9 protein-coding genes are annotated in these 12,823 nt (G+C 71.0%); 8 read left to right on the top strand and 1 reads right to left on the bottom strand.

Annotated features, from left to right (window positions below; all coding sequences use genetic code 11):
* Positions 1–40 precede the first annotated feature (40 nt).
* Entirely contained in the window at positions 41–2,074 is a 2,034-nt protein-coding gene (locus MQE23_RS32130; protein ID WP_243380949.1) for a hypothetical protein, read from the bottom strand.
* 56 nt (positions 2,075–2,130) lie between these two features.
* On the opposite strand from MQE23_RS32130, the gene MQE23_RS43545 reads away from it, so the two are divergent.
* The 8 genes from MQE23_RS43545 to MQE23_RS32095 all read left to right on the top strand — a co-directional run bounded on the left by MQE23_RS43545 (position 2,131) and on the right by MQE23_RS32095 (position 12,823).
* On the top strand, positions 2,131–2,256 hold the full coding sequence (locus tag MQE23_RS43545) for a hypothetical protein (RefSeq protein ID WP_020276916.1): 126 nt from the start codon (positions 2,131–2,133) through the stop codon (positions 2,254–2,256).
* 164 nt (positions 2,257–2,420) lie between these two features.
* Positions 2,421–3,947, top strand: a complete 1,527-nt coding sequence (locus MQE23_RS32125; RefSeq protein ID WP_243380948.1) for a leucyl aminopeptidase — start codon at positions 2,421–2,423, stop codon at positions 3,945–3,947.
* 238 nt (positions 3,948–4,185) lie between these two features.
* Positions 4,186–5,574, top strand: a complete 1,389-nt coding sequence (gene lpdA, locus MQE23_RS32120; RefSeq protein WP_020276914.1) for a dihydrolipoyl dehydrogenase — start codon at positions 4,186–4,188, stop codon at positions 5,572–5,574.
* A 63-nt stretch (positions 5,575–5,637) separates the two neighbouring features.
* A complete protein-coding gene (sucB, locus tag MQE23_RS32115; protein ID WP_243380947.1) occupies positions 5,638–7,428 on the top strand; it encodes a 2-oxoglutarate dehydrogenase, E2 component, dihydrolipoamide succinyltransferase in 1,791 nt (596 codons plus the stop codon).
* A 180-nt stretch (positions 7,429–7,608) separates the two neighbouring features.
* On the top strand, positions 7,609–8,232 hold the full coding sequence (locus MQE23_RS32110; RefSeq protein ID WP_020274416.1) for a GntR family transcriptional regulator: 624 nt from the start codon (positions 7,609–7,611) through the stop codon (positions 8,230–8,232).
* A gap of 267 nt (positions 8,233–8,499) precedes the next feature.
* Positions 8,500–11,202 carry a pyruvate dehydrogenase (acetyl-transferring), homodimeric type gene (gene aceE / locus MQE23_RS32105; RefSeq protein WP_243380946.1) on the top strand — a complete coding sequence of 901 codons (2,703 nt, stop codon included), beginning with the start codon at positions 8,500–8,502 and terminating at the stop codon, positions 11,200–11,202.
* 59 nt (positions 11,203–11,261) lie between these two features.
* Positions 11,262–12,248, top strand: coding sequence for a YafY family protein (locus MQE23_RS32100; protein ID WP_243380945.1), 987 nt, complete (start codon positions 11,262–11,264; stop codon positions 12,246–12,248).
* A 56-nt stretch (positions 12,249–12,304) separates the two neighbouring features.
* On the top strand, positions 12,305–12,823 hold the full coding sequence (locus MQE23_RS32095) for a DUF4240 domain-containing protein (protein ID WP_037666590.1): 519 nt from the start codon (positions 12,305–12,307) through the stop codon (positions 12,821–12,823).

The raw sequence follows: 12,823 nt of genomic DNA, 5'->3' as shown, positions 1-12,823 counted from the left end.
TTGTGGGCTGGTCGCGCAGTTCCCCGCGCCCCTAAAAGCTCTAGGGCAACTTCAGTGTCAGAGCCGACTGGAGTGCTGCCGGGGTCGTCCAGGCCGAGCGGGCTCCTGCGTACGGGGTGCCGAACGCGGCCGTGCCCAGCAGGAGTTGCTTCTGGGTGCCGTCGGGCGCGGTCACCGGGATCTGCGTTCCGGACGGTGCCGTGACGGTGACCGTGTTGCCGATGAGGTACGCCGTGACACGGCCGTCGGCCAGGGCGGTCTGCCAGGCGGCGCGGCGCTGCACCTCGGTGCCGATGGCGCTGTGCCGGGGGTTCTCCAGTGGGGTGTTGTCGGCGAACAGCGCCCGGTAGTCGTCCAGCACCTTCTCCATGACCGGGTAGAGCAGCCGGTCCTCCGCCAGGTTGGACTGGTGCGCGTAGTGCGGCCGGGGGTCGCCGGCGAGGACGTGTCCGAGGGCGGTGCGCGCCTCCTGCGGGACGATGTGCTCGGCGTACCCGGTGGCGGGGTCGAGCGGTTCGTCGAGGCAGGTCGAGGAGGGGTTGTCCTCGCAGACACCGCTCCCGCCGTCGGCCCGCGAGGTGTAGACCCAGTTGTACTCGTCGGCCATCTCGGCCGCCGTGCCCACGTTGTAGTACACGTTCATCGGGTGGCGCGGGACGGTGAGGGCGTTGCCGATCGCGCGCTGCTCAGGCTCGCGGGAGTTGTCCGAGGCGACCCACTTGACGCCGGTGTCGGCGAGGGCGCTGGCCAGGTTCGGGTTGTCGGCGGGCTGCTGGGGCAGCGTCTTCAGGCCCGAGTGCTCACCGGTGACCAGTTCCGTGCGATCGACTGGAAGGCCCTTGTTCACCGCCCAGGCGTGGTTGTCGCGGATCTGCGCGGCGATCTCGGCGCGGCTCATGTACTTGGTCGAGCCGTCGGTGTTCTTCGCGCAGCTCCACGGCACGGTGGAGGTGTCCTGCACGCAGCCCAGGAAGGGGTGTGTGTAGGTGTGGTTGACCCAGCGGTACTGGGCCTTGTCGGCGAGCAGCCGGTCGGCCAGGGCGTCGGTGCCGCCGTGCTCGGTCTTCCACTCCTCGCCCGAGCCCGCGTTGTAGACCATGTCCATGGTGAAGCCGTGCTCGCGCTGCCACTGGGCGGCGTGGGCGGCGTCGTCCGCGGTCATGCGGATCGGCGTGGTGCCCTCGCCGTCGCCGCCCGCGCAGTCGAAGTCGCCCGGGGTGCAGTTGCGCTCGGTGTCCCACCGGCTGTCCGGGGCGAACACGTCGTCGATGTGCACGGCGAAGGAGTTGCGGGTCTGCCCGAGGTGCACGCCCCGGGTGAGCCATTCGACGATGCCCCGGGCCAGCAGCCGGAACTGCTGCTGGTTGCCGTTGTAGGCGAAGGTCACGACGAGTTCGCGACGGCCGTCGTGGGCGTACTCGCCGACGAGACTGCCGCGGCCGGTGCCGCCGGGCACGGGGATGTCGACGTAGCTGGTGAAGCCGGCGCGGGGCCGGGCCACGTAGCCGTAACTCTCCTGGACGGCACCCGAGTTGTCCTCGAACCGGAACGCGCCGTCGAGGTAGCCGAACCAGCCCGCCTTCCCGGCCGCGGTGACGGATGCCTCGCGCCCGTCAAGAGTGCCCGCCCAGCCACCCTCGCTGGTGTAGTCGAGGCCGACCTCGGGGTGCGCCCAGGTGTAGGCGTCGACCTGCGGGATGCCGTACGTCCGCTCGTACGTCTCCAGGGCGGTCTGCTCGGCGGAGCCCGCGCCGAACGGGGACTCGTTCGGCAGGACGACGCCCTGGTACTTGGCGCGGGGGCTGCCGTTGACCGTGTCGCTCAGGAACGACTCGGTGATCTTCGGGCGGCCGGCGTCGTTCAGGTCGACGGTCGTGTACGGGACGCCCGTGCTCCTCAGCTGGGCGGTCACGGCCCGGACGGGGCTGTCGCCGTTGTCCACCACCAGCACCTTCAGATCGATGCGGGGTTCCTCCGCGGCCGCCGCCCCGGGCGCCACCGCCCCGGCCGTGATCATGCCGGTCACCGTCACCGCGGCGGCCGTGCTTCTCCATCTGCGCGCACGCTGCGCCATGGTTCCTCCCCCAGAAGATCCCAGAGATCCCCTTGCGGTCGAACAGAGGAGGATCCGTGGAAATCATGCAAAGCGGCGAGCAGGGCGCTCACCGGATCACGATGAGTGTGACTCAGTTCACCGACATGGAGGATCAAGAAATGGCCACTACGCCACCGTCAGGTGAACGCCCGCAGGAATGAGCGAACACGGCCACGCGCGTAGTCTCGTCGTCGAGTGTTCGCCGCACCGGGGAAGGCCCCGTGACACCGGAACCCTGAGGTCGGAATAGGGTCGGCTGTCGGGCCCGGTCGACCCACACCGTTCGACCCCAGAAACTTCACATCGGAAGCGAGATTTCACCACCGTGACTGCTCTCACTCTCAGCACCGCCGCGGCGCCCGGTCTGCGGGCCGACGCCATCGTGATCGGTGTCGCCAAGGGTGCCAAGGGGCCGGTCGTCGCACCGGGCGCCGAGGCCGTGGACAAGGCGTACGACGGCAGGCTCGCCGGCGTTCTGGAGACTCTCGGCGCCTCCGGTGCCGAGGGCGAGGTGACGAAGCTGCCGGCGCCGTCCGGCTTCAAGGCACCGCTCGTGCTGGCGGTGGGCCTGGGCGCGGTGCCCGAGAAGGACGCCGGCTACGACACCGAGGCCCTGCGCAAGGCCGCCGGCATCGCCGCCCGCGCCCTGACCGGGTCCAAGAAGGCCGCCTTCGCCCTGCCCCTGACGGACGCCGCCGACGCCGGCGCGATCGGGGAGGGCGCACTGCTCGGCGCGTACTCCTTCGACGCCTACAAGGACAACGGCAAGGACCCCAAGGCGAAGAACGGCAAGGCCCCCCTCGCCGAGGTCGCCCTGCTCGGCGGCAAGCCCCGCGACAAGGCCTACAAGGCCGCCGTCGAGCGTGCCGTCGCCGTGTCCGAGGAGCTCAACCGCGCCCGCGACCTGGTCAACACCCCGCCGAACGACCTGAACCCCGAGTCGTTCGCCGCGATCGCCCAGGCGGCGGCCAAGGAGCACGGCATCAAGGTGCAGGTGCTCGACGTGAAGGCCCTGGAGAAGGGCGGCTACGGCGGCATCCTCGGCGTCGGGGCCGGCTCGGCGGCGGGCCCGCGCCTGGTGAAGCTGTCGTACACCTCCTCCAAGGCGAAGAAGCACCTCGCGTTCGTCGGCAAGGGCATCACGTACGACTCGGGCGGCATCTCGCTGAAGCCGGCCGGCCACAACGAGACGATGAAGTGCGACATGAGCGGCGCGGCCGCGGTGTTCGCCGCGGTCGTGGCGGCCGCCCGGCTGGGGCTGGAGGTCAACGTCACCGGCTGGCTGGCGCTGGCCGAGAACATGCCCTCCGGGTCCGCGACCCGTCCGGGTGACGTGCTGCGGATGTACAGCGGCAAGACCGTGGAGGTGCTCAACACCGACGCGGAGGGCCGCCTGGTGCTGGCCGACGCCCTGTGGGCGGCGTCCCAGGAGAAGCCGGACGCGATCGTGGACGTCGCGACGCTGACCGGGGCGATGGTGCTGGCGCTGGGGAACCGGACGTTCGGGATCATGGGCAACGACGACTCCTTCCGCACGGCGCTGTACGAGGCGGCGCAGGAGGTCGGGGAGCCGGCGTGGCCGATGCCGCTGCCGGAACACCTGCGCAAGGGGATGGACTCCCCCACGGCCGACATCGCGAACATGGGCGAGCGGATGGGCGGCGGGCTGGTCGCCGGGCTGTTCCTGCGCGAGTTCGTGGGCGAGGGGATCACCTGGGCACACCTCGACATCGCCGGGCCGGCCTTCAACGAGGGCGGGCCGTTCGGTTACACGCCGAAGGGCGGCACGGGCAGCGGTGTGCGGACGCTGGTGCGGCTGGCGGAGCTGACGGCTTCGGGCGACCTGGGCTGAGTTCTCGGTACGGGTCGCGGGGGGCTGGTCGCGCAGCTCCCCGCGCCCCTTGGGCCTCTCATCTGAACGTGGGGCGTCTCACACAGCAGCCCGGCGTCTCCTTCTGTGCTGACAAGTGCGAAGATGGGGCTCGGCAGGACAGGGCCCCACCGAAGGGCCGAAGAACGAGCGGCCGGACACCAGCCGCCTGCCGGTCAGTGAAGACCGGCGTACGGCGCACATGCATGGAGGACGTGACGTGGCGAACGACGCCAGCACCGTTTTCGACCTAGTGATCCTCGGCGGTGGCAGCGGTGGTTACGCCGCGGCCCTGCGCGGGGCGCAGCTGGGCCTGGACGTCGCCCTGATCGAGAAGGACAAGGTCGGCGGCACCTGCCTGCACCGGGGATGCATCCCCACCAAGGCCCTGCTGCACGCGGGTGAGATCGCCGACCAGGCCCGCGAGAGCGAGCAGTTCGGTGTGAAGGCCACCCTCGAGGGCATCGACATCGCCGGCGTCCACAAGTACAAGGACGGCGTCGTCGCCGGCCTGTACAAGGGGCTCCAGGGGCTCGTCGCCTCCCGCAAGGTGACCTACATCGAGGGTGAGGGCCGTCTCTCCTCCCCCACCTCCGTGGACGTGAACGGCCGGCGCGTGCAGGGCCGCCACGTGTTGCTGGCGACCGGCTCCGTGCCGAAGTCGCTGCCCGGCCTGGAGATCGACGGCGACCGGATCATCTCCTCGGACCACGCCCTCGTCCTGGACCGCGTGCCGAAGTCCGCGATCATCCTCGGCGGCGGTGTCATCGGCGTCGAGTTCGCCTCCGCGTGGAAGTCCTTCGGCACCGACGTCACCATCGTCGAGGGCCTGAAGCACCTCGTCCCGGTCGAGGACGAGAACTCCTCCAAGCTTCTCGAGCGCGCCTTCCGCAAGCGCGGCATCAAGTTCAACCTGGGCACCTTCTTCGAGAAGGCCGAGTACACGCAGGACGGCGTCAAGGTCACCCTCGCCGACGGCAAGGAGTTCGAGGCCGAGGTCCTGCTCGTCGCCATCGGCCGCGGCCCGGTCTCCCAGGGCCTGGGCTACGAGGAGCAGGGCGTCGCGATGGACCGCGGCTACGTCCTGGTCGACGAGTACATGCGCACCAACGTCCCGACCATCTCCGCCGTCGGTGACCTCGTCCCGACCCTCCAGCTCGCGCACGTCGGCTTCGCCGAGGGCATCCTGGTGGCGGAGCGTCTGGCCGGTCTGAAGACCGTTCCGATCGACTACGACGGTGTCCCGCGGGTGACGTACTGCCACCCGGAGGTCGCCTCCGTCGGCATCACCGAGGCCAAGGCCAAGGAGATCTACGGCGCGGACAAGGTCGTCGCTCTGAAGTACAACCTCGCGGGCAACGGCAGGAGCAAGATCCTGAACACCGCGGGCGAGATCAAGCTCGTCCAGGTCAAGGACGGTGCCGTCGTCGGCGTCCACATGGTCGGCGACCGCATGGGCGAGCAGGTCGGCGAAGCCCAGCTGATCTACAACTGGGAGGCGCTGCCCGCCGAGGTCGCGCAGCTCATCCACGCCCACCCGACGCAGAACGAGGCGCTCGGCGAGGCCCACCTGGCCCTGGCCGGCAAGCCCCTCCACGCGCACGACTGACCCCTCGGTCGACGAACGCGACGACACAGACTTCCGCACTTTCCGTAAGGAGCAACCGAAACCATGGCGGTTTCCGTAACCCTTCCGGCGCTCGGCGAGAGCGTCACCGAGGGCACTGTCACCCGCTGGCTGAAGGCCGAGGGTGAGCGCGTCGAGGCCGACGAGCCGCTGCTCGAGGTCTCCACCGACAAGGTCGACACCGAGATCCCCTCCCCCGCGTCCGGCGTGCTGTCCTCCATCAAGGTCGCCGAGGACGAGACGGTCGAGGTCGGCGCCGAGCTGGCCCTGATCGACGACGGCAGCGGCGCGCCCGCCGCCGCCCCGGCCCCGCAGGCCGAGCAGGTCGCCGAGCCCGCCCCCGAGCCGGCCCCGGCCGCCCCGTCCACCGAGCAGGCCGCCCCGGCGCCCGCTCCCACCGCCGACGCCGCTGCCGGCGGCGGCTCCGCCGAGGGCACGGACGTCGTCCTGCCCGCCCTGGGCGAGTCCGTCACCGAGGGCACCGTCACCCGCTGGCTGAAGTCGGTCGGTGACAGCGTCGAGGCCGACGAGCCGCTGCTCGAGGTCTCCACCGACAAGGTCGACACCGAGATCCCGGCGCCCACCTCGGGCACGCTGCTGGAGATCGTGGTCGGCGAGGACGAGACCGCCGAGGTCGGCGCCAAGCTCGCCGTCATCGGCGTGGCGGGTGCCGCTCCGGCCGCCGCCCCGGCGCAGGAGGCCCCGGCCGCCCCGGCCCAGCCCGAGCCCACCCCGGCTCCGGCTCCGGCTCCGGCGCAGCCCGCCCCGGCTCCGCAGGCTCCGTCGGCCCCAGCTCCGCAGCAGCAGGTCACCCCGGCTCCCGAGCCGGCCCCGGCCGCTCCTGCTCCCGCCCCGGCTCCGGCCCAGGCCCCGGCCGCTCCGGCCGCCGCCAAGCCGGCCGACGACGGTGCCTACGTCACCCCGCTGGTGCGCAAGCTCGCCGCCGAGAACGGCGTCGACCTGTCCACCGTCAAGGGCACCGGCGTCGGCGGCCGTATCCGCAAGCAGGACGTCATGGCCGCCGCCGAGGCCGCCAAGGCCGCCGCCGCTGCCCCGGCTCCGGCCGCCGCCGCTCCGGCCGCCGCGAAGAAGGCCCCCACGCTGGAGGCGTCCCCGCTGCGCGGCCAGACCATCAAGATGCCGCGGATCCGCAAGGTCATCGGCGACAACATGGTCAAGGCCCTGCACGAGCAGGCCCAGCTGTCCTCGGTCGTCGAGGTCGACGTCACCCGGCTGATGAAGCTGCGTGGCCGTGCCAAGGACGCGTTCGCGGCCCGTGAGGGCGTCAAGCTCTCCCCGATGCCGTTCTTCGTCAAGGCCGCGGCCCAGGCGCTGAAGGCGCACGCGCCGATCAACGCCAAGATCAACGAGGCCGAGGGGACCATCACCTACTTCGACACCGAGAACATCGGTATCGCGGTGGACTCCGAGAAGGGCCTGATGACCCCGGTCATCAAGAACGCCGGTGACCTCAACCTCGCCGGTATCGCCAAGGCCACGGCGGAGCTCGCGGGCAAGGTCCGCGCCAACAAGATCACCCCGGACGAGCTGTCCGGCGCGACCTTCACCATCAGCAACACCGGGTCGCGCGGCGCGCTCTTCGACACGATCATCGTGCCCCCGGGCCAGGTCGCCATCCTCGGCATCGGCGCCACGGTCAAGCGCCCCGCCGTCATCGAGACGGAGGACGGCCCGGTCATCGGCGTCCGCGACATGACGTACCTGACCCTGTCCTACGACCACCGCCTGGTGGACGGCGCCGACGCGGCCCGTTACCTGACGGCGGTCAAGGCCATCCTGGAGGCGGGCGAGTTCGAGGTCGAGCTCGGCCTCTGACCTCCATCGCCGGTACGGCTGCACGGTGCCCCCGCTCGGACATCTCCGGGCGGGGGCACTTTGCTGGGCGAACACCCCGTGTAAGCCTCGTCTCACCTGCACCAAAGCGCCGTCACCCACCCCACCCGCGGAGCGAACCGGCCGTATTGTCTAAACGTCAATCCCGCCTAAGGAGCCCACATGACCGCGCCCGTCATCCACTCGCTGCGCGAGCAGATCCGCGAGCACATCCTGGAGGGGATCATCAGCGGACGCTGGCAGCCGGGCGAGCGGATCGTCGAGCGCCGCATCGCCACCGAACTGGAGGTCAGCCAGACCCCCGTCCGTGAGGCCCTGCGCGAACTGGAGTCCCTGCGCCTGATCGAGTCCGCCCCGAACAAGGGCGTCCGCGTCAGGAACCTGACGGCCGCCGACCTGGAGGAGAGCTACCCGGTGCGGGCCGGCCTGGAGGCCATCGCCGCGGAACTGGCGGCCCAGGGCCTCGCCGAGGACTGCTCGGCCCTGGAACCGCACGTCAGCGCCCTCTACGAGGCCGACCGCATCTCCGACGGCACGGCCCAGGTCCGCCACACCGTCGCGTTCCACCGCGAACTGGTCCGCGCGGCGGGCAACTCGGTCCTGCTGCACACCTGGGAAGGCCTCGGCATCGAGGTGTTCACGGCCCTGTCGATCCGCTGGCTGGGCACCCGGCAGCAGTCGTACGCCGAGGAGCACGAGGAGCTGGTCGCCGCCTTCAAGCGCCGCGACCCCCGGATCGCCGAGCTCGTGAAGGCGCACGTCCTGGGCTGCGCGCCCCGGGCGTGACACCCGAGCACACCCCCGCTCAAACGCCTCCCACCTGCGAAAACCCTCAGCAACGCCGTCACCGCGTGCCACAGCCGGAGGCACCCCGTGCCTACTTTCTCGTGATCAAGAGGTTTTGCCCCTCAACCCTTTGATCGATCATCGATCAGCGAGTTACAGTCGCCGACGGGCTTGCCACCCAAGCTCCAGCCCTGTCCTGCCAAAGACAAAGGGCACCCCCGATCCCCTTACGTGAGGGAACCCCCTTCGACTGAGGAAGGCGGCGACATGACCGACCCCAACGCCATCCAGCCGAGCGAGCTCGACCAGCTCCCGGACCGGGACCCGGAGGAGACCGCCGAATGGCAGGCCTCCCTGGACGCGGTGACCGAGGCGGCCGGGCCGCACCGTGCCGCGTACCTGATGCGGCGCACGCTGGAGCGTGCCGAGGGCGCCGGCATCGCGCTGCCGAAGCTCCTGGAGACCGACTACGTCAACTCCATCCCCACCGCCGCCGAGCCGGCCGTGCCCGGTGACGAGGCGATGGAGCAGCGGATCACCGCGTGGAACCGCTGGAACGCGGCCGCGATGGTCACCCGGGGCAGCAAGTACGGCGTCGGCGGCCACATCGCCACCTTCGCCTCCGCGGCCTGGCTCTACGAGACCGGCTTCAACCACTTCTTCAAAGGCAAAGAGGCCGACGGCTCCGGCGACCAGCTCTACATCCAGGGCCACGCCTCCCCCGGCATCTACGCCCGCGCGTTCCTCGACGGCCGTCTGACCGAGGAGCAGCTCGACAACTTCCGCCGCGAGGCGGGCGGCAACGGCCTGCCCTCCTACCCGCACCCGCGCCGCCTGCCCTGGCTGTGGGAGTTCCCGACCGTCTCCATGGGTCTGGGCCCGCTCTCCGCCATCTACCAGGCGCGCTTCAACCGCTACCTCACCAACCGCGGCATCAAGGACACCTCCGCCTCGCACGTGTGGGCGTTCCTCGGCGACGGCGAGATGGACGAGCCCGAGTCGACGGCGGCACTCGCGCTGGCGGCCCGTGAGGAGCTGGACAACCTCACCTTCGTCATCAACTGCAACCTGCAGCGCCTCGACGGCCCGGTCCGCGCCAACTTCAAGATCGTGCAGGAGTTGGAGGCCCAGTTCCGAGGCGCCGGCTGGAACGTCGTCAAGACGCTGTGGGGCACGGCCTGGGACGAGCTGTTCCAGCTCGACACCACGGGCGCGCTGGTACGCCGTCTGCGCCAGGTACCGGACGCGCAGATCCAGACGTACCAGACCCGCGACGCGGCCTACATCCGCCAGGACTTCTTCGGCGCCGACCCGGCGCTGGCGGAGCTGGCGAAGCTGCTGAGCGACGACAAGATCCTCGAGTGTTTCCACTTCTCGCGCGGTGGTCACGAGTCCCGCAAGGTGTACGCCGCGTACAAGGCGGCCGTCGAGCACAAGGGCGCACCGACGGTGATCCTGGCCCAGACGGTCAAGGGCCACACCCTCGGCGAGGGCTTCGCGTCGAAGAACGCCAACCACCAGATGAAGAAGCTGACGGTGGACGAGTTCAAGAACATGCGCGACCTGCTCGGCCTGCCGATCAAGGACAGCGACTTCGTCGACGGCGTGGTCCCCTACGGCCACCCGGGCGCCGACTCCCCCGAGGTCCGCTACCTCCAGGAGCGGCGTGCCGCCCTCGGCGGTCCGGCCCCGGCCCGCCGCGTCCACCCGGCCGCGCCGCTGCCCGCCCCGGCGGAGAAGGCGTTCGCGTCCTTCGACAAGGGCTCGGGTTCGCAGAACGTGGCGACGACGATGGCGTTCGTCCGCCTGGTCAAGGACCTGGTCCGCGACAAGGAGACCGGCAAGCGCTGGGTGCCGATCGTCCCGGACGAGGCGCGCACCTTCGGTATGGAGAGCCTCTTCCCGTCCCTGGGCATCTACTCGCCCAAGGGCCAGACGTACGAGCCGGTCGACCGCGACCAGCTGATGTACTACAAGGAGGCCAAGAACGGCCAGATCCTCAACGAGGGGATCACCGAGGCCGGTTCGATGGCCGACTTCATCGCCGCCTCGACGTCGTACGCGACGCACGGCGAGACGATGATCCCGTTCTACATCTTCTACTCGATGTTCGGCTGGCAGCGCACGGCCGACCAGATGTGGCAGCTCGGCGACCAGCTCGGCCGCGGCTTCCTCGTCGGCGCCACGGCGGGCCGCACGACGCTGACCGGTGAGGGCCTCCAGCACGCCGACGGCCACTCCCCCGTCATCGCCGCGACGAACCCGGCGGCGCTGACATACGACCCGGCGTTCGCGTACGAGGTCGCGGTCATCGTCAAGGACGGTCTGCGCCGGATGTACGGCGAGGCGGCCCCGGGTGAGGACCAGAACGTCTTCTACTACCTGACCGTCTACAACGAGCCGCTGCCGCAGCCCGCGAAGCCGTCCGTGGACGGCATCGACGAGGGCATCGTCAAGGGCCTGTACCGCTTCAACACGGCGGAGTCGGCGGGCATCACGCCCCCGGCCAACGCCCCGCGGATCCAGCTGCTCGGCTCCGGTACGGCGATCCACTGGGCGCTGAAGGCGCAAGCGCTGCTCGCCGAGGAGTGGGGCGTGGCGGCCGACGTGTGGTCGGCGACCTCGTGGAGCGAGCTGCGCCGGGATGCCCTGGAGGCGGACGAGGCGCTGCTGCGCGGCGAGGAGCGGATGCCGTTCGTCCGGCAGGCGCTCCAGGGTGCCGAGGGCCCGGTGCTGGCGGTCTCCGACTACATGCGCCAGGTCCCGGACCAGATCGCGCAGTGGGTCGAGCAGGACTGGTCCTCGCTGGGCGCCGACGGCTTCGGCCTCTCGGACACCCGTGAGGCGGCCCGCCGCCACTTCGGCGTCGACGCCGAGTCGATCGTCGTCGCGGCCCTGGCACAGCTCGCGGGGCGCGGCGAGGTCAAGGCGACGGCCGTGAAGGAAGCGCGCGCGAAGTACGGCCTGTAAGGGCTTGTGTGCAGGAGGCTCCCGCTGCGGCGGGGGCCTCCTCCTGCATGATGTGGTCCATGCGCGCTGCCCGGCTCATCAAGATGGTGCTGCTGCTCCAGTCCCGGCCCTCCATGACGGCCGCCGAGCTCGCCCGTGAGCTGGAGGTGTCGGAGCGGACGGTCACCCGGGACGCCCAGGCGCTGTCGGAGGCGGGTGTGCCGGTGTACGCGGACCGGGGCCGGGTCGGTGGGTACCGGCTGGTCGGCGGGTACCGTACGCGGCTGACCGGGCTGCACCGCAGCGAGGCCGAGGCGCTGTTCCTGTCCGGGGTGCCGGGGGCGCTGCGCGAGATGGGGTTGGAGGACGCCGCCTCGGCGGCCCGGCTGAAGGTGTCCGCGGCTCTGCTGCCCTCCCTGCGGGACGCGTCGAGGACGGCGGCGCAGCGGTTCCACCTGGACGCGCCGAACTGGTTCAGGGAGCCGGAGACGCCCGTGCTGCTGCCGGCGGTCGCCGACGCGGTGTGGGACGACCGGCGGATCACCGCGCGCTACCGGCGCGGGGAGGACGAGGTCGTCCGGGAGCTGGAGCCGTACGGGCTCGTGCTGAAGGCGGGCGTCTGGTACCTGTGCGCACGGGTGGCCGGGGGCGGCTCCTTCCGGGTGTACCGGATCGACCGGTTCACTGCGGTGGACCCGGGCGAGGAGCGCTTCGAGCGGGAGCCGGAGTTCGATCTGCCGGCCTTCTGGGAGGAGCGGGCGGAGCAGTTCGCGCGGTCCATCCTGCGGGCGCGGATCGTGGTGCGGCTGTCCCCGGACGGTGTACGCAGACTGCCGCACGCCCTCGACTCGCTGTCCGCCCGTGAGGCCCTGGCGGACGCGGACGCCCCGGACGACGACGGCTGGGTGACGGTGGCCCTTCCGGTGGAGTCCGAGGACGTCGCCCACACCCAGCTGACGGCACTGGGCCCGGAGGTGGAGGTACTGGCGCCGGAGAGCCTGCGCGAGCGGTTCGCAGGGGACGCGCTGCGGCTGGCCGGGCTGTACCACCCCCGGGACGGCGTATAACGATCCCGCGCACTCCGGGTGCGCCCCTGTGCCCCAGGGCCGATGCTGGACCCGTGATGGACGAGACGGAGTTCTGGGAGCTGGTGGACGACACCCGGGAGGCCGCCGAGGGCGACCCGGAGGAGCAGGCCGACCTGCTCGTGGAGCGGCTCACGCAGAAGGACCCGGACTCGGTCCTGGACTTCGCCCGGCACTTCGAGTCCCGCTACAACCGCGCCTACCGCTGGGACCTGTGGGGCGCCGCCTGGGTGCTGCTCGACGGGGCGAGCGACGACGCCTTCGACTTCTTCCGGTGCTGGCTGATCGGCCAAGGCCGCCATGTCTTCGAGGGCGCCGTGCACGACCCGGACTCGCTCGCCGATCTGCTGGGCGACTTCGACGAGGAGATCGACGGCGACGGCGAGGAGCTCGGCTACGCGGCGGACGAGGCCTACGAGCAGCTCACCGGTACGGTCGCCCCCGACCTGGCGATCCCGCCCGCGCCCCCGGAACCGGAGGGCACCCCGCTGGACTTCGAGAACGAGGACCTGCTCGCCGAGCGCTATCCCCGGCTGTGGGAGCGCTTCAGGGGCTGA

The sequence above is a fragment of the Streptomyces sp. HP-A2021 genome (genome assembly GCF_022807935.1).
Lineage (GTDB): Bacteria > Actinomycetota > Actinomycetes > Streptomycetales > Streptomycetaceae > Streptomyces > Streptomyces afghaniensis.
The sequence above is the reverse complement of the archived record's forward strand: the minus strand, read 5'-3'. Positions and strand labels throughout refer to the sequence as shown.